This window comes from Bradyrhizobium sp. UFLA05-112, assembly GCF_053572325.1.
On record NZ_JBANBK010000046.1, the window covers coordinates 39,083 to 60,851 of the forward strand.

The 21,769-nt window shown below is 65.5% G+C and carries 16 protein-coding genes; 7 read left to right on the forward strand and 9 right to left on the reverse strand.

Translation table 11 applies throughout. From position 1 onward, the window contains the following. Window positions 1–40: 40 nt before the first annotated feature. The 4 genes from SO180_RS24925 to SO180_RS24940 all read left to right on the forward strand — a co-directional run bounded on the left by SO180_RS24925 (window position 41) and on the right by SO180_RS24940 (window position 6,980). Window positions 41–1,618, forward strand: coding sequence for a Do family serine endopeptidase (locus SO180_RS24925; protein WP_449381484.1), 1,578 nt, complete (start codon window positions 41–43; stop codon window positions 1,616–1,618). 274 nt (window positions 1,619–1,892) lie between these two features. Beyond that, window positions 1,893–2,573 (forward strand): response regulator transcription factor, encoded by a 681-nt coding sequence (locus SO180_RS24930; protein WP_449381507.1) that lies wholly within the window; start codon window positions 1,893–1,895, stop codon window positions 2,571–2,573. Beyond that, window positions 2,557–4,017: a sensor histidine kinase gene (locus SO180_RS24935; protein WP_449381485.1), complete on the forward strand. Its 1,461-nt coding sequence runs from the start codon at window positions 2,557–2,559 to the stop codon at window positions 4,015–4,017. The genes SO180_RS24930 and SO180_RS24935 overlap by 17 nt, the downstream gene beginning before the upstream one ends. Next, the gene (locus tag SO180_RS24940) at window positions 4,014–6,980 is read left to right on the forward strand and encodes a bifunctional [glutamine synthetase] adenylyltransferase/[glutamine synthetase]-adenylyl-L-tyrosine phosphorylase (RefSeq protein WP_449381486.1); all 2,967 of its coding nucleotides are present in this window, start codon (window positions 4,014–4,016) and stop codon (window positions 6,978–6,980) included. Before SO180_RS24935 ends, SO180_RS24940 begins: the two co-directional genes overlap by 4 nt. On the opposite strand, the gene SO180_RS24945 is transcribed toward SO180_RS24940, so the two are convergent. From SO180_RS24945 to SO180_RS24965, 5 genes are read right to left on the reverse strand one after another with little or no spacing between them, the layout of a single operon-like run. Beyond that, window positions 6,955–7,188 (reverse strand): formate dehydrogenase subunit delta, encoded by a 234-nt coding sequence (locus SO180_RS24945; protein WP_449381487.1) that lies wholly within the window; start codon window positions 7,186–7,188, stop codon window positions 6,955–6,957. The genes SO180_RS24940 and SO180_RS24945 overlap by 26 nt on opposite strands. Next, complete coding sequence (fdhD, locus tag SO180_RS24950) at window positions 7,178–8,002, reverse strand: formate dehydrogenase accessory sulfurtransferase FdhD (RefSeq protein WP_449381488.1); 825 nt, start codon at window positions 8,000–8,002, stop codon at window positions 7,178–7,180. Before fdhD ends, SO180_RS24945 begins: the two co-directional genes overlap by 11 nt. A 4-nt stretch (window positions 8,003–8,006) precedes the next feature. Then, window positions 8,007–10,880 (reverse strand): formate dehydrogenase subunit alpha, encoded by a 2,874-nt coding sequence (fdhF, locus tag SO180_RS24955; RefSeq protein ID WP_449381489.1) that lies wholly within the window; start codon window positions 10,878–10,880, stop codon window positions 8,007–8,009. Window positions 10,881–10,890: 10 nt separating this feature from the next. After that, entirely contained in the window at window positions 10,891–12,447 is a 1,557-nt protein-coding gene (locus tag SO180_RS24960; RefSeq protein ID WP_449381490.1) for a formate dehydrogenase beta subunit, read from the reverse strand. After that, the gene (locus SO180_RS24965; protein ID WP_449381491.1) at window positions 12,444–12,920 is read right to left on the reverse strand and encodes a formate dehydrogenase subunit gamma; all 477 of its coding nucleotides are present in this window, start codon (window positions 12,918–12,920) and stop codon (window positions 12,444–12,446) included. Before SO180_RS24965 ends, SO180_RS24960 begins: the two co-directional genes overlap by 4 nt. 227 nt (window positions 12,921–13,147) lie before the next feature. Here SO180_RS24965 and SO180_RS24970 point away from each other — a divergent pair, with 227 nt between their 5' ends. Next, entirely contained in the window at window positions 13,148–14,041 is an 894-nt protein-coding gene (locus tag SO180_RS24970) for a LysR family transcriptional regulator (protein WP_284261668.1), read from the forward strand. Between the two features lie 6 nt (window positions 14,042–14,047). Here the strand turns inward: SO180_RS24970 and SO180_RS24975 are convergent, their stop codons facing one another. The 4 genes from SO180_RS24975 to SO180_RS24990 all read right to left on the reverse strand — a co-directional run bounded on the left by SO180_RS24975 (window position 14,048) and on the right by SO180_RS24990 (window position 20,209). Then, complete coding sequence (locus SO180_RS24975) at window positions 14,048–16,378, reverse strand: PAS domain-containing sensor histidine kinase (protein ID WP_449381492.1); 2,331 nt, start codon at window positions 16,376–16,378, stop codon at window positions 14,048–14,050. Window positions 16,379–16,601: 223 nt separating this feature from the next. Then, complete coding sequence (locus tag SO180_RS24980; protein ID WP_449381493.1) at window positions 16,602–17,975, reverse strand: cation-efflux pump; 1,374 nt, start codon at window positions 17,973–17,975, stop codon at window positions 16,602–16,604. Window positions 17,976–18,184: 209 nt separating this feature from the next. Then, a complete protein-coding gene (locus SO180_RS24985) occupies window positions 18,185–19,156 on the reverse strand; it encodes a quinone oxidoreductase family protein (RefSeq protein WP_449381494.1) in 972 nt (323 codons plus the stop codon). Window positions 19,157–19,213: 57 nt separating this feature from the next. Next, window positions 19,214–20,209 (reverse strand): NAD(P)H-dependent flavin oxidoreductase, encoded by a 996-nt coding sequence (locus SO180_RS24990; protein ID WP_449381495.1) that lies wholly within the window; start codon window positions 20,207–20,209, stop codon window positions 19,214–19,216. A 287-nt stretch (window positions 20,210–20,496) separates the two neighbouring features. On the opposite strand from SO180_RS24990, the gene SO180_RS24995 reads away from it, so the two are divergent. Next, window positions 20,497–20,769 (forward strand): hypothetical protein, encoded by a 273-nt coding sequence (locus tag SO180_RS24995; RefSeq protein WP_449381496.1) that lies wholly within the window; start codon window positions 20,497–20,499, stop codon window positions 20,767–20,769. A gap of 173 nt (window positions 20,770–20,942) precedes the next feature. After that, window positions 20,943–21,704: an outer membrane protein gene (locus tag SO180_RS25000; RefSeq protein WP_449381497.1), complete on the forward strand. Its 762-nt coding sequence runs from the start codon at window positions 20,943–20,945 to the stop codon at window positions 21,702–21,704. Window positions 21,705–21,769 lie beyond the last annotated feature (65 nt).

The window sequence follows — 21,769 nt, forward strand, 5'->3', positions numbered from 1 at the left end:
GCAGCGCCAAAAGGAATTCAAGGCCCTGGAGATCCCCTGCATGACCGAACGTCCCGATCTTTCGTCCCTCCCGTCGTACCGGCAGCCGCGCCGGTCGCTGCTCGTTGCCCGCAAGCTCGCGCTGATGGCCTCGGTGGTCGCCGGCCTGGGCGTCGCCGTCTACGGCTTCAGCCCCTCGACGTCGCCGTCCGACCTGTTCTCAAGCCCGGCGCATGCGCAGGTCAACAACGAGGTCAAGAAGGTCGAACGTCCGATCGGATTTGCCGACATCGTCGAGCGGGTGAAACCCTCGGTGATCTCGGTGAAGGTCAACATCAAGGAGAAGACCGCGAGCAACGATGACGGTGATGATTCGCCGTTCCAGCCGGGCTCGCCGATGGAGCGCTTCTTCCGCCGCTTCGGCGGGCAGGACGGGATCCCCGGCTTGCGCGGACCGCGCGGCGGCGGGCGTGCCGTCACCGGCCAGGGCTCGGGCTTCTTCATCTCGGCCGACGGCTTTGCCGTGACCAACAACCACGTGGTCGACGGCGCCGACAAGGTCGAGGTCACGACCGACGACGGCAAGACCTACAGTGCCAAGGTGATCGGCACCGACCAGCGCACCGACCTCGCCTTGATCAAGGTCGAGGGCGGCTCGAACTTCTCCTTCGCAAAGCTGTCCGACGGCAAGCCGCGGATCGGCGACTGGGTGCTCGCGGTCGGCAATCCCTTCGGCCTCGGCGGCACCGTGACCGCCGGCATCGTCTCGGCCAGCGGCCGCGACATCGGCAACGGTCCGTATGACGATTTCATCCAGATCGACGCGCCCGTGAACAAGGGCAACTCCGGCGGTCCGGCCTTCAACACCGACGGCGAGGTGATGGGCGTCAACACCGCGATCTATTCGCCGTCCGGCGGCAGCGTCGGCATCGCGTTCTCGATTCCGGCCGCGACCGTGAAGAGCGTGGTCGCCCAGCTCAAGGACAAGGGCTCGGTCAGCCGCGGCTGGATTGGCGTGCAGATCCAACCCGTGACCTCCGACATCGCCGACAGCCTCGGCATGAAGAAGGCCGAAGGCGCCCTGGTGGCGGAGCCGCAGGCCAATGGCCCGGCGGCGAAGGCCGGCATCGAGTCCGGCGACGTCATCACCTCGGTCAACGGCGAGTCCGTCAAGGACGCCCGTGAGCTCGCCCGCACCATCGGCGGCATGGCGCCCGGTGCGACTGTGAAGCTCAACGTGCTGCACAAGGGCCAGGACAAGGTCCTGAACCTCACGCTCGGCCAGTTGCCGAACACGGTCGAGGCCAAGGCCGACACCGACAACGACAACAGCAAGGCGCCGACCCGCGGCACCGACGTGCCGAAGCTCGGCATGACGGTTGCCCCCGCCAACAGCGTGGCCGGCGGCGGCAAGGACGGCGTCGTGGTCACCGAGGTCGATCCGAAGAGCGCCGCGGCCGAGCGCGGCTTCAAGGAAGGCGACGTGATTCTCGAGGTCGCCGGCAAGAGCGTGAGCACCGCCGGCGACGTGCGCGAAGCGATCAACGCGGCGCGCACCGACAACAAGAACAGCGTCCTGATGCGCGTGAAGAGCGGCGGCCAGTCGCGCTTCGTCGCAGTCCCCCTTGCCAAGGGCTGAGGGTCGGGAGGCCTCAAGAGATGAAGGGAGCCGTCGGCATTAGTCGCCCCCGCCGCGGGCTTCCTTCCGGGGAGCGGAGCAACTCCGCTTCCCCATCCTACCTTCCGGTGGAATACGCCCCCCTCCGTCGGAAGGGCCTAAGGGCGGTGAGGTCCCCCAGCTTCACCGCCCGCTCTTTTCCCGGTTCGAGAATCTTCCGCTCCGCTTGCATGCGATTGCCGACCGCGCCATGTTGACAGAAGGGCTGACCTCCTTGACCGCTGCCGACCGCACGATGCGCCTCCTCATCATCGAAGACGACCGCGAATCCGCCGATTATCTCGTCAAGGCGTTTCGCGAAGTCGGTCACATCGCCGACCACGCCTCTGACGGCGAGGAAGGCCTCGCCATGGCCGAGAGCGGCGATTACGACGTGCTGGTGGTCGACCGCATGCTGCCCAAGCGCGACGGCCTGTCGCTAATCGGCGCCCTGCGCGACAAGGGCGATTCATCGCCGGTGCTGATTCTCTCCGCGCTCGGGCAGGTCGACGACCGCATCAAGGGCCTGCGTGCCGGCGGCGACGACTATCTGCCGAAGCCGTACTCGTTCGCCGAGCTGCTCGCGCGGGTCGAGGTGCTGTCGCGCCGCCGCGGCGGTCCAGCCGAGGACACGGTCTATCGCGTCGGCGATCTCGAGCTCGACCGGCTCTCCCACCGCGTCGCCCGCGGCAAGGACGAGCTGACGCTCCAGCCGCGCGAGTTCCGGCTGCTCGAATATCTCATGAAGCATGCAGGGCAGGTGGTGACGCGCACCATGCTGCTGGAGAACGTCTGGGACTATCATTTCGATCCGCAAACCAACGTGATCGACGTGCACATCTCGCGGCTGCGCTCCAAGATCGACAAGGGGTTCGATCGGCCGCTGCTGCACACGATCCGCGGCGCGGGGTACATGATTCGTGACGGCATTCGGTAAGCTGATACGAACGACCGCGTTCCGGCTGACGCTGGTCTACCTGTTTCTGTTTGCGGTGTTTGCCGCATCGCTGCTCGGCTATTTCGCCTGGAACACGCGGCGGCTGATCACCGAAGAGATCACGCAGACGGTGAATGCCGAGACCTCGGAGATCAACGCGATCTACGGCCGCCGCGGAATGTTCGGCCTCGTGCGCACGATCGAGTATCGGGCGCTGCGTCCGGGCGCCAACCTCTATCTCGTGACCACGCCGACTGGGCAGGCGATTGCCGGCAATGTCGGCTCGCTGGCACCGGGCGTGATGGCGACGCGCGGCTGGTCGGAGACCGCCTACCGGCGCATTGAGGATGCTGATGACCGCGACCATCGCGCACTCGTGCGCGTCACTGAACTGGAAAACGGCTTCCGCCTTCTGATCGGCCGCGACCTCGCCGAGCGGCGGCGCCTGTTCGGCATCGTCGCCAAGGCCGCGCAATGGTCGATCCTGATCGTCGTGGTGCTCGGCCTCGGCGGCGGCATCTTCGTCGCACGCCGCGTGCTCACGCGTATCGACGCGATGAGCGGCACGGCGCATCGCATCATGACCGGCGATCTCAGCGAGCGCCTGCCGGTGGGGCGCAGTGGCGACGAGCTCGACCGGCTCGCGGAAAATCTCAACGCCATGCTGGAGCGCATCGAGGCGCTGATGGTGGGCTTGAAGGAGGTCTCCGACAATATCGCCCATGATCTCAAGACGCCGCTGACGCGCCTGCGCAACCGCGCCGAGGAGGCGCTGGCCAAGTCCGGCTGCGAGGCCGACTATCGTGCGGCGTTGGAGCGGACCATCGAGGAATCCGACGGGCTGATCCGCACCTTCAACGCGCTGTTGATGATCGCCCGCGCCGAGTCCGGCCAGGCCCGCGGCAACATGGACGATTTCGACGCCTCCGACGTCGCCAGCGGCATCCATGAGCTCTACGAGCCGCTCGCCGAGGACGACGGCATGACGTTGAAGGTGAAGGCCGAGCCGACGCCGGTTCATGGCAACCGCGAGCTGATCAGCCAGGCGCTCGCCAATCTCGTCGAGAACGCGATCAAGTATGGCAAGCCGGCCGCGCAGTCCGCGGGAACCGTGGTCAGCATGGATAGTCGCCAGATCCTCATCGAGGCCAGGCGCGAAGGCGATCACGTGCTGCTCAGCGTCACCGATCGCGGCCCTGGTATCCCGGAAGGTGATCGCAAGCATGCCGTGGAACGTTTCGTGCGGCTCGAGGCGAGCCGGACGCTGCCGGGCTCGGGCCTGGGTCTCAGCCTTGCCGCCGCGGTTGCAACACTGCATGGCGGTGAGTTGAAGTTGGGCGATGCCCATCCGGGCCTCGTCGCCACGCTGGTCCTGCCCGCCCGCGCCGGGGCCGGCGACAGGGTTGCTCCTGCAATACCGGATGTGCCACAGAAGGTGGCATGAATCTCTCCGCGCCGGGAAACGCGGACAAGCATGGTGGAAGTCTGGCCGCACGCTTCGCGGAAGGCCCCCATGTTGCCGCTTCCAATACCGCCGAACAACGCCTTCGTGACTGGCTCGCCGAACTCGAGCCGCAGCATGCGGCTGCGATCGCGGCGCTGCTTGATCGTCCCTTCGTTCGTCCAATCCTGGCCGGCATCGCAGAATTCTCGCCCTATCTGTTCGACCTGATCCGCAGCGATCCGGCGCGACTGATCCGGCTGCTTGCGTGCGATCCCGATGCGCATCTGGCGTCGCTGATCGACGACGCCAGGCGCGCCGTGCTCGCCGCCACCGAGGAAGCCGAGGTGACGCGGCTGCTCCGCCGCATGAAATCGGAGGCGGCGCTCTTGATCGCGCTCTGCGACATCGGCGGGGTCTGGCCGGTGATGCGGGTGACGGCGGCATTGACCGAGGTCGCTGTGTCGTCGGTCCAGATGGCGCTCCGGTTCCTGCTGCGGCAGGACGTCGCACGCGGCAAGCTGTTGCCGGCCAATCCGGAAGCTCCGGAAGAGGGCTGCGGCCTGATCGTGCTGGCGATGGGCAAGATGGGCGCGGGTGAGCTGAACTATTCCAGCGACATCGACCTGATCGTGTTCTTCGATCCCGACGCAACGACGCTTGCGCCCGACATCGAGCCGCAGCCTTTCTTCGTGCGGGTGACGCAGGGGCTCGCGCGCCTGCTGCAACAGCGCACCTATGACGGCTATGTGTTCCGCGTCGATCTGCGGCTGCGTCCCGATCCGTCCTCGACGCAAGTTGCGATCTCACGCGACGCCGCGCTGCACTACTACGAGCGGGAAGGGCGCACCTGGGAGCGCGCGGCCATGATCAAGGCCCGGCCCTGCGCCGGCGACCTGAAGGCCGGCGAGGCGCTGCTCGCCGACATCGCGCCGTTCGTCTGGCGCAAGCATCTCGACTTCGCCGCGCTCGCCGACGTTCACGACATGAAGCGGCAGATGCAGACCTATCGCGGCCAGAGTGAGGTCGCGGTCGAGGGCCACAACGTGAAGGTCGGGCGCGGCGGTATCCGCGAGATCGAATTCTTCGCCCAGACCCAGCAGTTGATCGCGGGTGGCCGTCATCCGAAATTGCGGGTGCGACCGACACTGACCGCCCTCGACGTGCTCGCCAGCAGCAACTGGATCACCTTTGAGGCGCGCGACGAGCTGACTGCCGCCTACCAGTTTCTGCGCCGGGTCGAGCATCGCCTTCAGATGATCGCCGATGAGCAGACCCACGCCTTGCCCGACGACAAGGAGGCCGTGGAGCGCCTGGCGTGGTTCTTCGGCTATGAAAGTCGCGAGGCCTTTGCGCGCGACCTCCTGCGCCAGCTCGAGATCGTCCAGGGGCACTACGAAAAACTGTTCGAGGGCGATCCGACCGGTACGGCCAAGCTGCCTGCGATCGACTATGGTGCAGGTCCCGACGATCCGCGCCTGTTGCAGCACCTGGCGACGCTCGGATTCAACAAGCCGGCCGCCGTCGGACAGACGGTACGCGGCTGGATCACCGGCGATTACCGTGTCTTCCGTAACGAAGCGACCCGCGGCGCCTTCGTCGAATTCGTGCCGGCCCTGATCGACGGCCTTGCCCATGCCGAGGACCCGGACCGCGCTGTCGCGGCGTTCGATCATTTCCTCCAGGCCCTACAGCGCGGCGGGCGGCTGATCACGCTGCTCAGCCAGAACCGCGATCTCGTTGCCCTCGTGGCGCTGGTTCTGGGCGCTGCTCCCCGGCTCGGCGAGATGCTGGCGCGGCAGCCGCAATTGATGGACGGCCTGATTGATCCGCGCTTCTTCGGCGCCATGCCGGACCAGCGGGAGTTATCGGCACGGCTTGCGGCCACAGTGCGCGATGCGGATTCCTACGAGGAGTTCCTCGACCGCCTGCGCCTGTTCGGCCAGGAGAGCCTGTTCCTGATCGGAACGCGCATTCTCTCGGGCACGGTCTCCGCCCAGCACGCGAGCACGGCATTCGCGGACGTTGCGGAGGGCATCGTGCACACCGTGCACGGACTCGTCGCCGATCGCTTCGCCGCCCAGCATGGTCGGATCAAGGGGCAGGAGACCGCGATCATCGCCATGGGCCGGCTCGGCAGTCGCGAGATGACGGCGGCGTCCGATCTCGACCTGATCCTGCTCTATGATTTCGACAGCGAAAATCCAGATTCAGACGGACCAAAGTCGCTCCAGGGGGCGCACTACTTCGCGCGCTTCACCCAGCGCCTGATCAGCGCCTTCACGACGCGGACCAACTACGGCGTGCTCTACGAGATCGACATGCGACTGCGACCGTCGGGCCGCGCAGGCCCGGTGGCCTCCAGCATCGCTTCCTTCGCCGACTATCAGGCCCACGAAGCCTGGACCTGGGAGCACATGGCGCTGACGCGCGCCCGCGTCGTGTCGGCTTCGCCGGCGTTCCGCGCGCGGATCGAGACCGTCATCCGCGAGGTGCTGACGCGGCGCCGTGATCCCGTCACTATCGCCAACGACGTCGCCGACATGCGCCGTGCGATCGCGCAGGAGAAGGGCGAGACCGACTATTGGGACCTCAAATATGCCGCCGGCGGCATGGTCGATATCGACTTCATCGCGCAATATCTCCAGCTCGTCCACGCGTATGACAAGCCGGGGATTCTCGATGTCTCGACCATGCAGGTGCTGGAGAACGCCGCAAGACTCGGCGTGCTGGCGCACTCGGAGACCGAGATCCTGCGCGCGGCAGCGCGACTTTACCACGATCTGACCCAGATCCTGCGCCTCTGCGTCAGCGACCGCTTCAAGCCGGAAACTGCCGGTGTCGATTTGCAGCGTGTGATGGCACGTGCCGGTGATACGCCGGACTTCTCATCGCTGGAAGCTCGCGTGAAGGAGACGCAGAGCGAGGTGCGACGCGTATTCAAGGCGCTGTTGGAAGGGCAGTAGCCTCTTTCAGCGATACGATGGCCTCGCGGACGTGAGGCTCCAGCCCGGCGCCGCCACCGTCGAGATGCGCGAAGATCGCGCGCTTCATCCGGGGGTCCCAGAACTTCTTGATGTGCTCGGCGATCCCCGGCACGGCCTTGTCATGGCCCTGGCTTTGGAAAAATTTGCCGATCTGGTTGGCCATGTAGATCAGGCGGTCAGGCGACATCGGCAACCTCCGTGGCACGGCAGGCCACGCGGCCCCCATGCGTGAACACTTCAAATCCGTCCTGCCGGGCTATGGCAATCAGCGTGATGCCGGCGGCCTCCGCGGTGCGCACGGCAAGCGCAGTGGGCGCCGAGACTGCGACCATCACCGGCGCGCCGATCGCCGCCGTCTTTTGCACCATCTCCACCGAGACACGGCTCGTCAGCAGCACCATGCCGCCGCTTGCATCCGTGCGGCTGCGCGCCAGCGCGCCGGCAAGCTTGTCGAGCGCGTTGTGGCGGCCGACATCCTCGCGCAGCGCGACGATGCCGCGGGCAGGGGACCAGAACGCAGCGGCATGCACGGCGCGGGTCTGCATGTTGATCGCTTGTAGGGAAGCAATGCCCTGCATCGCCGTCATGATCTGCTCCGGCGTGAAGGTTTGCCCCTGCGGCACGACCGCGGCGGGCCGCACGGCCTCCGCAATCGACTCGATGCCGCAGATGCCGCAGCCGGTCGGCCCAGCGATGTGGCGCCGCCGTTCGCTCATGCGTCCGGCATCTTCCGAGGCCAGCCACATCCGGAGCTCGATGCCGTCATCGAGGCGAACCACCTCGAGCGTCTGGATGTCGTCGGCGGATTTCACGATGCCTTCGCTCACGCTGAAGCCGACGGCGAAGTCTTCGAGATTCTGCGGCGTTCCCATCATGACGGCATAGGTGCCGCCATTATAGGTCAGCGCGAGCGGTGTCTCCTCCGGGATCAGCCGCGTCCCGCCTGAGGTCGCACCGTCGCGCCAGATATCCCGATCGATGGCCTGGACCGCCACATGCATGCGCTTACTCCGCGGCTTCAGCGGGCGTTATGCGGCGCGAGTGCCGCGCCTGCGCGTCATAGGCCTTCTGCCAGTCGGACGGTCCGTTGGACGGCGACACCTGCACGGCGGTGACCTTGTACTCCGGACAGTTGGTCGCCCAGTCCGAATAGTCCGTTGTGATGACGTTGGCCTGCGTGTCCGGGTGGTGGAAGGTGGTGTAGACTACGCCCGGTGCGACGCGGTCGGTGATCTCCGCGCGCAGCGTGGTCTCGCCGGCGCGGCTCATCAGCCGCACCCAGTCGCCGTCGCGCACCCCGCGCTGCTCGGCGTCGTGCGGATGGATTTCGAGCCGGTCTTCTGCGTGCCAGACCACGTTGTCGGTTCGGCGGGTCTGCGCGCCGACATTGTACTGGCTGAGGATGCGTCCGGTGGTCAGCAGCAGCGGATAGCGCGGTCCGGTACGCTCGTCGGTCGCCACATATTCGGTGACGACGAACTTGCCCTTGCCGCGGACGAAGCCGTCGATATGCATCACCGGAGTGCCCTCGGGCGCCTTCGCGTTGCAGGGCCACTGCACCGAGCCAAGCTCGTCGAGCTTGGCGTAGGAGACACCGGCAAAGGTCGGCGTCAGCGCCGCGATCTCGTCCATGATCTCGGATGGATGGCTATAGTTCATCTCGAAGCCCATCGCCTTCGCAAGCCCGATGGTGACCTCCCAATCAGCCAGACCGTTCTTCGGCGTCATCACCTTGCGGACGCGCTGGATGCGGCGCTCGGCGTTGGTGAAGGTGCCGTCCTTCTCGAGGAAGCTCGATCCGGGCAGGAAGACATGGGCATAGTTGGCGGTCTCGTTGAGGAAGAGGTCGTGGACGATGACGCATTCCATCGCCGAGAGCGCCGCCACAACGTGCGAGGTGTTGGGATCGGACTGCAGGATGTCCTCGCCCTGCACGTAGATCCCCATGAACGTGCCTTCGACCGCAGCATCGAACATGTTGGGAATGCGCAGGCCCGGCTCGGGATTGAGCTTGACGTTCCACATCGCCTCGAACTGGTCGCGCACGGCATCGCCGGAGATGTGGCGATAGCCGGGCAGCTCATGCGGGAACGAGCCCATGTCGCAGGAGCCCTGCACGTTGTTCTGGCCGCGCAGCGGGTTCACGCCGACGCCGGGGCGGCCGATATTGCCGGTCGCCATCGCGAGGTTGGCGATCGCGATCACCGTGGTCGAGCCCTGGCTGTGCTCGGTGACGCCGAGCCCGTAGTAGATCGCGCCATTGCCGCCGGTGGCGTAGGTGCGCGCCGCTTCGCGCAGCACCTTGGGATCGACGCCGGTGAGGATGGCGGTCGCCTCCGGGCTGTTCTTCGGCTGTGCGACGAACGCCGCCCATTCCTCGAACTCGCTCCAGTCGCAGCGCTCTCGCACGAAGTCTTCGTTGACGAGGCCATCGGTGACGATGACATGCGCCAGCGCCGTCATGACAGCGACGTTGGTGCCGGGCATCAGCGGTAGGTGCAGCGCCTTCACGTGAGGCGATTCCACCATCTCGGTGCGGCGCGGATCGATCACGATCAGTTTTGCGCCCTGCCGGAGCCGCTTCTTCAGGCGTGAGGCGAACACGGGGTGGGCGGAGGCCGGGTTGGCGCCGATGACGACGACGACGTCGGTGTCCTCGACCGAGTCGAAATCCTGCGTGCCGGCGGAGGTGCCGAAGGTGGTGGCGAGGCCGTAGCCGGTTGGCGAGTGGCAGACGCGGGCGCAGGTGTCGACATTGTTGTTGCCGAAGCCGGCGCGAATCAGCTTCTGCACCAGATAGGTCTCTTCATTGGTGCAGCGGGACGAGGTGATGCCGCCGATCGCGTCGCGGCCGTATTTCTTCTGGATGCCGCGCATCCTGGCGGCGGCGAAGGAAAACGCTTCATCCCAGGACACTTCGCGCCAGGGATCCTCGATCCGCTCGCGGATCATCGGCTTGAGAATGCGTTCCTTGTGGTTGGTATAACCCCAGGCGAAGCGGCCCTTGACGCAGGAATGGCCGCGATTGGCCTTGCCGTCCTTGTAGGGCACCATGCGCACGACTTCCTCGCCGCGCATCTCGGCCTTGAAGGCGCAGCCGACGCCGCAATAGGCGCAGGTGGTGACGACGGAATGCTCGGGCTGGCCGATCTCGATCACCGACTTTTCCGTCAGGGTCGCGGTCGGGCAGGCCTGCACGCAGGCGCCGCAGGAGACGCATTCGGAGCCGAGGAAGCTTTCGCTCATGCCGGGCGAGACGCGGCTGTCGAAGCCACGGCCCGAGATCGTCAGCGCGAAGGTGCCTTGCACTTCCTCGCAGGCGCGGACGCAGCGCGAGCAGACGATGCACTTGGAGGGATCATAGGTGAAGTAGGGGTTGGACTCGTCCTTCGGCATCCAGGCGGGGTTCACATCGCCATTGGACTTGGCGAAGACGTGGTTCTCGCCCTCGTAGCCGTAGCGCACGTCGCGCAGGCCGACGGCGCCGGCCATGTCCTGCAACTCGCAATCGCCATTCGCGCCGCAGGTGAGGCAGTCGAGCGGATGGTCGGAGATATAGAGCTCCATCACGCCCTTGCGCAGCTTCTTCAGCCGCTCGGTCTGGGTGTGCACGACGAGGCCGTTCATCGCGGGCGTGGTGCAGGAGGCCGGCGTGCCCGCACGGCCTTCGATCTCGACCAGGCAGAGGCGGCAGGAGCCGAATGCATCCACCATGTCGGTCGCGCACAGCTTCGGGATCTGGTGGCCCGCTTCCATCGCCGCGCGCATGATCGAGGTGCCCTCGGGCACCGAGATTTGCTTGCCGTCGATGGTCAGCGTGACCATCGTTTCCGATTTCGAGCGCGGCGTGCCGAAGTCGATTTCCTCGATCAGAGACATCGTTGTTCTCCTATTCCGCGGCCTGAAGCGTGGCCGGTGCCGGGCCAAAATCTTCCCGGAAATGTTTCAGGGCACTCAGCACGGGGTAGGGCGTGAAGCCGCCGAGCGCGCAGAGCGAGCCGAATTTCATGGTGTTGCAGAGGTCCTCGACGAGGGCGAGGTTTTCGCTCACGCGCTCGCCGCGCATGATTTTCTCGATGGTCTCGACGCCGCGGGTCGAGCCGATCCGGCACGGCGTGCACTTGCCGCAGGATTCGATGGCGCAGAACTCCATCGCGAAGCGCGCCTGTTTGCGCATGTCGACGCTGTCGTCGAACACGACGATGCCGCCATGGCCTATCAGGCCGTCGCGGGCGGCGAAGGCTTCATAGTCGAACGGCGTGTCGAACAGCGCACGGGGGAAGTAGGCTCCGAGCGGCCCTCCGACCTGCACCGCGCGGACCGGTCGGCCCGTAAACGTGCCACCGCCGATGTCATCGACGAGCTCGCCGAGCGTCACGCCGAACGCGGTTTCGAACAGTCCGCCATGGCGGATGTTGCCGGCGAGCTGGATCGGCATCGTGCCGCGCGAACGGCCCATGCCGAAATCGGCATAGGCCTTGGCCCCCTCGGCGAGGATGAAGGGGATGGCGGCGAACGACAGCACGTTGTTGATGACGGTCGGCTTGCCAAACAAACCATGATGCGCCGGCAACGGCGGCTTTGCGCGCACGATGCCGCGGCGACCTTCGAGGCTCTCCAGCAGCGAGGTCTCCTCGCCGCAGACATAGGCGCCGGCGCCGACGCGCACTTCGAGATCGAAGCTGTGCCTGGACCCACCGATATTCGTGCCGAGATAGCCGCCGCGCTGTGCCGCCGTAATCGCCGCGTTCATCGCCTCGACGGCGTGCGGATATTCGCTGCGGATGTAGATGTAGCCTTTGGTGGCGCCGACCGTGATCGCCGCGATGGTCATGCCCTCGATGACCAGGAAGGGATCGCCCTCCATGATCATGCGGTCGGCGAACGTGCCGCTGTCGCCTTCGTCGGCATTGCAGACGATGAATTTGCGATCGGCTTTCGCCTGGGCGACTGTTTTCCACTTGATGCCGGTCGGAAAGCCTGCACCGCCGCGGCCGCGCAGGCCGGACGCGGTGACCTCAGCGAGGATCGAATCCGGGCCGAGCGACAGCGCGCGCTCGAGGCCCTTGTAGCCGTCATGGGCGCGATAGTCCTCGAGCGAGCGCGGATCGATCACGCCGCAGCGCGCGAAGGTGAGGCGGGTCTGGCGCTTCAGCCAGGGAAGCTCGTCGGCGACGCAGAGCCGCAGGGGATGCTGTCCGTTGTTCGCCATGGCGTCGAGCACGGAGGAGACATCTTCCGGGCTGACAGGGCCGTACGCGACACGACCCTGCGGGGTCGCCACCTCGACCATCGGCTCCAGCCAGCACAGTCCGCGTGAGCCGGTCCTGACGATCTCAACTGGAAGGCCGCGCTTCTCCGCAGCCTGCTCGAGCGCTGCGGCCACATCGTCGGCGCCGACAGCGACGGCAGCCGCATCGCGGGGAACGAATATGCGCATTTTCATCGTTGCGCCTCCGCAACCAGCGCATCGAGGCGCTTCTCGTCGAGGCGGCCAACGAGGCGGCCATCGAGCATCGCCGAAGGCGCGGTGGCACACAGGCCGAGGCAGTAGATCGGCTCCAGCGTCACCCGGTCATCGGCAGTGGTGTTGGCCAGGGAGACGCCAAGCTTCGCTTCGGCGCGCGCGGCCAGCGCATCGCCGCCGGCAGCCTGGCAGGCTTCCGCGCGACAGAGTTTGAGGACGTGGTGGCCGGCAGGCTTGTGGCGAAAATCGTGGTAGAAGGTAAACACACCATGAACCTCGGCGCGCGACAGGTTGAGCGCCTGCGCGACCATCGGGATGGCGGCTTCCGGGACATAGCCGAAGGCCTCTTGCAGGGCATGGAGGATGACCAGCGTCGCGCCCTCCTGTCCGGCATGTTCGGCGATGATCTCAGCGCCGCGCGTTTCGTCCCAAGGCTCGTGAATCCCCGTCATTCTTCATTCTCAATCAGAGGGTGACCGACCCCTCCATGAGTATTTGGAATCGTTCGAGAATCAATAAAGCTGTCTCATGCTGCGATCGGGAATTCGCATCGATCGGTCGTTGCAATTGGCTGATATGAAAATCGAATGATTGTTCCTGCCGCGGCCCGTTTTCGCGTGTTGGAGGGAGCCGGCCGTGATAGCTTGCATGCCACGACAGAATTCCAGGGGAATAGCGGTTGCTCGACAAGCTTGAACTTCTGCTGGCGCTCGCCAAGGAGCGGCATTTCGGACGCGCGGCAGAGGCCTGCGGCGTCACCCAGCCGACCATGTCGACCGGGCTCAAGCAGCTCGAGGAGATCCTCGGCGTCATGCTGGTCCAGCGCGGCTCGCGCTTCCAGGGCTTTACGCCGGAAGGCGAGCGGGCGCTCGACTGGGCGCGGCGCATCGTCGGCGACGCCCGCGCCATGCGCGACGAGATCAACGGCCTGAAGCACAAGCTCTCCGGCGAGATCCGCATCGCGGCGATCCCGACCGCGCTCGGCATGGTGGCCTCGCTGACGACGCCGTTCCGCGCCAAACATCCGGAGGTGCGTTTCCGCATCCAGTCGACTACCTCGTCCGAGGTGCTGGGACTTCTCGAAAATCTCGAGGTCGATGCGGGGCTGACCTATATCGAGAACGAGCCGATCGGCAAGGTGCGCACCATCCCGCTCTACAACGAGAGCTATCGCCTCCTGACCGCGCCGGATGCGATGTTCGGCGACCGCGAGACGGTGACCTGGGCCGAGGTCGGCAAGGTGCCGCTGTGCCTTCTGACGCCGGACATGCAGAACCGCCGCATCATCGACCGCGCGCTGCGCTCGGTGAACGCCGAGGCGACGCCGACGCTGACGTCGAACTCGCTGCTGGTGCTGTTCACCCATGTGAAGACGGGGCGCTGGGCGAGCGTGATGCCGGCGAAGCTTGCCGAGACGCTCGGTCTTGCGGACACCGTCCGCTCGATTCCGATCATCGATCCCGAGGTCAACTACAGCATTGGCCTCGTGATCCCGCAGCGCGACCCGATGACGCCGCTGATCGCCGCGCTCGTCAACGTCGCACGCGAGGTGGCGCCGACCCTGCAATCCTGATCGGGGTCAGGCGGCCGCGGAGATCCCGGCTGAGACCTTGTTGGCATCGCGCGGCAGCGTGACGCGCACGACGGTGCCGACGTCGATTTTCGAGCGCAGCCGCATCGTGCCGCCATGCAGTTGCGCGAGCGAGCGGGCGATCGCAAGCCCCAGGCCCGAGCCATGATAGGTCTTGGTGAGCTGGCTCTCGACCTGCTCGAAGGGCCGGCCGAGCCGCGTCAGCGAATGCGGGGCGATGCCGATGCCGGTGTCGGCGATCATCAGCACGACCTTGTCCTCGAGCTGCCGGCTGCGCACCACGATGCGGCCGCCGTCGGGCGTGAACTTCACGGCGTTGGACAGGAGGTTGACGATGATCTGCTTGGTGGCGCGGCGGTCGGCGACGACAGAGATGATGTTTTCGATGTCGGCATCGAGCGTCAGGTTCTTGTCCTCGGCACGGCCTGAGACCACCCGCAGCGATTCGGCGAGCGTGCGCGACAGGTCCAGCTCCTCCATGTCGAGCTTCATGCGGCCGGCCTCGATCTTGGACATGTCGAGGATGTCGTTGATGACCTCCAGCAGATAGTGGCCGCTGGTGAGGATGTCCTGGCAGTATTCCTGGTACTTCTCGTTTCCGAGCTCGCCGAACATGCCGCTTCCCATGACCTCCGAGAAGCCGATGATCGCGTTCAAGGGCGTGCGCAGCTCGTGGCTCATATTGGCGAGGAATTTCGACTTGGTCTGGTTGGCTTCCTCGGCGCGGGTCTTTTCACGCTGGTATTTTTCGGCGAGATCGGCGAGCTCGTTGGTCTGGCGCTCCAGCGCCGCCTGCGAGCGCTTCAGGTCGATGACGGTGGCGCGCAGGCGCAGATCGTTGTCGACCAGCTTCTGCTCGTGCTCCTTGATGCGCGTGATGTCGGTGCCGACCGAGACGTAGCCGCCGTCCTTGGTGCGGCGCTCGCTGATGTGCAGCCAGCTGCCGTCGTCGAGCTGCGCCTCGAAGGTGCGGGCGCCCGGTCCCTGGTTGGCGGTCTCGTTGTGGCGGGTGCGCACCTCCGGCATGCGGCCGACCTCGAGCACGGTTTCGTAGGAGGTCCCGGGGATGACGGCCGAGTCTGGCAGTCTGTGCAGGCGCTGGAAGTGCGAGTTGCAGAGCACCAGACGGTCGCTGTTGTCCCACAGCACGAAGGCTTCCGGGATCGTCTCGATGGCGTCACGCAGCCGCAGGTCGGCTTCCACCGTCTTTTCGGCAAGGCTCTTCTGCTCGGTGATGTCGACAGCGATGCCAATCAGGTGCATGGCGGAATCGCCCGTGGCGCGGGTGCGCTCGCAGCGCACCCGGAGCCAGATCCAGTGGCCGTCGACATGCTGCATGCGGAAACTCTGGTCGATGTGGTCGATCTGGCCCGAGATCAGCTGGTCGGCGATCGCGAACAGGTCGATGTCGTCCGACTTCACCAGCGCGTTGACCTCACCGAAGGTGAGGAGCTCGTTGCGGCCGTCGAGGCCCAGCATCGAAAACATCGACTGCGACCAGAAGATCTTGCCGCGCGAAAGATCCCAGTCCCAAAGGCCGCAGCGCCCGCGGTTGAGCGCGGTGTCGATTCGGCCGCGCACGGCGTCGTTGATCAGGTCGCCCTCGCGGGCGCGGGTCGACTGCCAGTGGAAGGCGAATCCGAGAATCAGGACGACGAAGCCGGTGGTCGCCGACAGCGTCACCGAGAGCGCCGCATCCGAGCCCCAGATCGGCTCGTTGCGCTCCTGGATCACGGTGACCTGACCGGGCAGTGACTTGATCGGACGCGAGATTGCCATCGCGCTGTTGCCGCTCGGTAGTGTGAGATCGGAGACGTCGTTCTGTTGCGGCGGCGTCGCAACCAGCTGCGCGGTGGTGATCGCATCGAGCAGGCGGTCGTTGCCGGCCGGATCGGTGTCCACGGGAATGCGTGCGAGGATGCGGCGGTCGGTGCCAACGGAGGTGACGATGACGTGGCGGCCCGTAGCCGTGCCCCAGGAGGGAATGAGCTCGGGCAACAGCGTCGGCAGACGCTCGATGTTCTTCTGCCGATCCACGCGCACCGCAGCGACGCGGTCGATGCGCTCGGCGAGGAGGTCGGCGAGCGCCTGAATGTCGTGCTTGATCACCAGACGCTTCTGCCGGGTCTGGTCAACGACCTGGACGAAGGCGCCGAGACAGATGGTGATGAGGAAGGCGATGATGAGGGTAGGCACAGCGCGCCGGAGCGCCGGCTCGGCGATCAGGAGCCGGTGGTAGGCCGGTTTCGCGATCGATTGCGCCAATCCCTTGATCGAATCGGATTGGACGCACGCGCTCGCGGCGTCTGCGCGCGGCATGCCTTCGGCCCCCAGAGATATTGCTGCACCACAATTCGGAATGAAGCCCCCGCTCGCTTCCGAATCACAGCGATTTGAATCCAGTTTTCGCGGGCTGTCGAGAGTCAACGAATCGTTAACGCGAAATAATTCTTATCCAATGGAGAGTGTGCACCGCGAGCGTCCTCAATATGACGTGCGCGGTGAGTCCGAAACGGGAACGTGTGACTCTTCGCGTGATCGGTCAGGCGCGCGGCGGCTCGGCGTGACTGATCACGCGCTTCACGCTCGGGAAGGCGCGCCGCAGTGCGCGCTCGATCTCGTCGACCTGCTCGTGCACCTTGATCACGCTCATCGACGGCGTGGCGCGACAGTGAAAGTTGACGATCTCGCCGGCATCGGTGTTGCGCACGCGCACATTATGGATGTCGTGGATCTCGCTATCAGCGGCGAAGCCGGTGAGCGCGGCTGCAATGGCCTGCACCCGTTCCGCCGGCGCGTCGACGCCGAACGGCAGCTCCGGCTGGAGCGGCTCGATATGGACGTCGACCTCCACATCCTCGCCGAACTCCTCCTGGATGTTGCGCTCCAGCGTGTTGGCGACGTCGTGGGCCGCGACCAGCGGCATCTCGGCGTCGACCTCGAGATCGATACCGACGATCAGCTTGGCGCCGAGGTCGTGCACGGTGACGTGATGGATGGCAAGGCCCGAATTGCGTGCGATCACCATGATGCGGTCGCGCACGGTCTCGTTGTCGCGCGCCACGGGGACCGCGGTGAAGGTGAGGTCGGCATCGCCGAACGCCTTGCCGACGGCGGCTTGCGCGTTGCGCTTGATGTCCTCGACGCGGTCGATCGGATAGGTCCGCGGCACCTTTGCGATGGTGTCGATGAAATAGGTCGCGCCGACCATGCGCACGCGCAGGCGCTCGACGTCGAGCACGCCGGGCACGCTCTTGATCACGGCCGTGGCTTGCTCCAACGCGCCCTCCGGCGCGCGGTCGACCAGCGTCTGCACCGTGGAGCCGGCCATGCGCAGGCCAAGAGCCGCGATCATCACGGCGACGGCGACGGCCGCCGCGGCGTCGCCCCACCAGAAGCCGAAGGCGGCGAGGATGAGGCCGGCGATGACGGCAAATGAGCCCATCACGTCGGAGGCGAAATGCAGCGCGTCGGCGGCGAGTGCCTGGCTCCGCGTCTCCCGCGCGGCGCGATGCAGCGCTCGCGCCCGCCAGAGATTGACGAGGATGTCGATCACCAGCACGACGAAGGGCACGGCCGAGATGGTCGGCGGCGGCGAGCCCTCGCGGATGCGGCTATAGGCCTCGACCAGGATGCCGCCGGCCAGCACGTAGAGCAGGGCGGTGACGCCGAGCGCGGAGATGCTCTCGAGCTTGCCGTGGCCGTAATGATGCTCGTCGTCGGCCGGCTTGTCGGACACCCGCACCACCGCCCAGGTGATGATGGTCGCGACCAGGTCGATCGAGGAATGCAGGGCTTCCGAGATCAGCGCTAGCGAGCCGATCGTGATTCCGACCACGAACTTGGCGGCGGCCATGCCGCCGCTGGCGAAGATCGAGATCGCGGCGACCGAGGTTTTGCTGTGCTGTGCTGTCATGGCCGGGGATTTAGCAGCCCATCGCCCAACATCAAGCGATGATCCACAGGCGTAGTCGCAAGTGAGTTGCAAGAGCGATCTACATCTTGCTTGATCTCGTAGGGTGGGCAAAGGCGCGGTAGCGCCGTGCCCACCATCAATTCCGCGCCCGCTGATGCATGGTGGGCACGCTTCGCTTTGCCCACGAGAGACCGAGACTGGAGCGGCTCCTACGGTAGCGTCACGACGATCTTGCCGAGATGCCTGTTGGCCTCCATGTGCGCGAAGGCCTCGTCGATGTCGCCGAAGGCAAATACCTTGTCGATCGGCAGTCGCAGCTTCCGCGCCTCCACCGCACTCCAGATGTCCTTGCGAACCTCCTCGAAAATCTCGCGGATCTCCTCGATGGTACGGGTGCGGAAGGTGACGCCGACATAGTCGATGCGGCGCGCCGCGTGCAGGTCGAAATTGAAGTCGGCATGCGTGCCGCCGAGACGGCCGACATTGACGATGCGCCCCTTCACCTTGGTGGCGGCAAGGTTCTGGTTCGCGACCTTGCCCGAGACCTGGTCGACGATGAGGTCGACACCATCGCCGCCGGTGGCCGTCACCACCTGATCGACCCAGCCGGGATCGGAGGAGTCGATCGCGAGATCGGCGCCGTAGTCGGTGAGCCGGCTGCGGCGATGGGCATCCGTCGACGAACCGATCACGAGCTTTGCACCCTTGAGCTTGGCGATCTGCATCGCCATCAGGCCGACGCCGGAGCTTGCGCCCTGGATCAGGACTGATTGGCCCGGCTGAATCCCGCCGACGGTGACGACGGCGTTGTGCATGGTCGCGAGCGCGACTGGCAGGGTCGCAGCTTCTTCGAAGTTCATGTTCGAGGGCGCATGGAACAGACGGCCGTGATCGGCGAGTGTGTACTCCGCAAATGCCGCGGCGCCCGAGCCCATGATGCGGTCGCCGACTTTCACGCCCTTGGCGTCGGGCCCGAGGGCTGCGACTTCGCCGGCCCATTCCATGCCGAGCACGGTGCCGACCCCGCCGGCCGCGCCATGGGCGTGTCCCTTGCGCATGCCGATGTCGGCGCGGTTGAGTGCGCAGGCGCGGACGCGGACCAGCACCTGCGTGCCCTTGGGTGATGGTTGAGCGAAGTCGGAAATCGCAGCCCCGTTAGGGCCATAGACGTAGGCCTTCATGCGTCACCTCTGGTTCATCCTAAACCTGAATCGCAACGCGAAGGGGTGCACAGGTGATCATTCCGCAGCCTCCGCTTTCGGGTGAACGATCATTCCTTCGAGCCGGTTCCTGATGATGGTTTCGGCCTCACGCACAATGCGGGAGATGAGCTCGGCGCAACTCGGGATGTCGTGGATCAGGCCCTGCACCTGGCCGGCCGACCAGATGCCCTCGTCCGAATTGCCTGACGCATAGACCATCTTGCCGCGGGCGCCGGCGACGAGCTCGCGGATGTCCTCGAACCTGGCGCCTTCCTTCTCCATGGCGACGACCTTGGTCGAGATCGCGTTCCTGGCAACGCGCGAGGTGTTGCGCATGGTGCGGAAGATCAGCTCGGTCTCGCGCTCGTCATTGGCGACGATCTTCTCCTTGATGAGCTGGTGGATCGGGCTCTCCCTGGTTGCCATGAAGCGCGTGCCCATGTTGATGCCGTCGGCCCCGAGCGCCAGCGCGGCCACGAGGCCCCGCGCGTCGGCAAAGCCGCCCGAGGCGATTATCGGGATCTTGACCTTGTTGGCGGCGGCCGGGATCAGGATCAGGCCGGGCGTGTCGTCCTCGCCGGGGTGGCCGGCGCACTCAAAACCGTCGATCGAGATGGCGTCGACGCCCATCCGCTCGGCCGAGAGGGCATGGCGGACACTGGTGCATTTGTGCACGACCTTGACGCCGTGCTTCCTGAACTCGTCGACATGATCCTGCGGCTTGTTGCCGGCGGTCTCGACCACCTTGATGCCCGCCTCGATGATCGCGGCGCGGTATTCGGCATAGGGCGGCGGCTTGATCGCGGGCAAAATGGTGAGGTTGACGCCGAACGGCTTGTCGGTGAGTTCGCGGCAGCGCGCGATCTCCTTGGTGAGGTCCTCGGGCGTCGGCTGGGTCAGTGCCGTGATGAAGCCGAGCGCGCCGGCGTTCGCCACCGCCGCCACGAGCTCGGCGCGCCCGACCCACTGCATGCCGCCCTGGACGATCGGGTGCTCGACGCCGACCAGCTCGGTGAAACGTGTCTTCAGCATGGGCGCCCTCTGTTTGCTCGGGCGCGTGACGGCCCTGTTATCGATTGATTTCGCCGGCAGGATGCCGCCCGGTCCGGCGAAAGTCCATTCGCAGGAAGTGCGCCCAGGACAGGGCGATCATGCGAGGGCCGGGGATGATTCCGCGCGGCGGATAATCCTATGCGGGCAGGCCTTCGCAGTCCGATCCGCCGGTGCGCGCTCGCAATCGATTGACCTAAATCAAGGCTGCGCGCAGCTCCACGACTGAACTGCCTCCACACAACTGAGACGTTTGGCAGTCGAGTGAGATGACGCTAACCTGGTACGTCACCTTTGAAACCCGCAAACAGGGGCTTCTTCTCTCCAAAAGACGAAGCCCGCGCGAAACCAGGACATTTGCGACCGAAGCCGAGGCCAAAGTTTTCGCGCGCGCAAAGCTGGACGAAGGGCTGGTCGTTTTCGCGGGTACAATAAATCCATATCTGCCGAGGCGGCATGTCCCGTCCGCCGACGTGCACATGTGGCTTGCAGAAGAACCCGACGGTACGGCTGAACCTTCGCGACGTCTCGACTTCGATTGAGCGTTGTACCCGACGTTCAGCACTGCGCTTTCGATTGCTCTTGAGTGTTGCCATTCTGTTACGGGGCCTTGAGACGCTCATCATTAAACTTCAGGCTGGAATCGAAACAGATATGCACGTGAACGTGCATAACGGTCGACGCCGTTGGCATTCGGGGACAAGGAGATAATCACATGAAGAAACTGTTGTTGGCGGCTGTCGGCTTCGCCGGCTTGGGCTTGGTTGCTCCCGCATCGGCGGCCGACATGGCCGTCAAGGCACCGCCACCTGCGCCGGTGGTGGCGATCTACAGTTGGAGCGGCTTCTACATCGGTGCCAATGGTGGATGGGGTCAAAGCCGCGGTTGCGTGGACTTCGTGACGCTCGCAGGAACGGTCGCAGGCGGTTGCGCTTCTCGCTCCGGTGGCCTTGTCGGCGGACAGATCGGGTATCGCTGGCAAACCAATCAGTTCGTGTTCGGATTGGAAGCTCAGGGCGACTGGGCCGACATCAAGAATACGCGCGTCAGCCTGATCGATCCGCTGCTTTCGACCACAGGGAAAACCGACGGCATTGGCCTCTTCACGGCCCAACTCGGTTGGGCGTGGAACGCATCACTGTTCTACGTGAAGGGTGGTGCAGCCGTGACCCACAATCGACTTGATGTCTTCAACAACTTCACCGGGGTCGGTCTGGACTCGGCAAGTCACACGCGCTGGGGTGGGGCCTTGGGCGTCGGCTGGGAGTATGGGTTCGCGCCGAACTGGTCGGTCGGTCTTGAATACGACCATCTCTGGATGGGGCATGACGACCGCACCTTCGCAGCCGGAGGTGTGGTCACGCCCGGTGGCGTCGTCCTTCTCGGCGACCGGATCAGCCAGGACGTTGATATGGTCACCGTGCGCTTCAACTACCGCTTCGGCGGTTACGGTGCACCGGTCACCGCGCGCTACTAAAGCATGATCCGGACCCGAAGGGCCGCGTTAGCGCAATGCGTGAAGCGGTTTCCCCTCGCGACAAA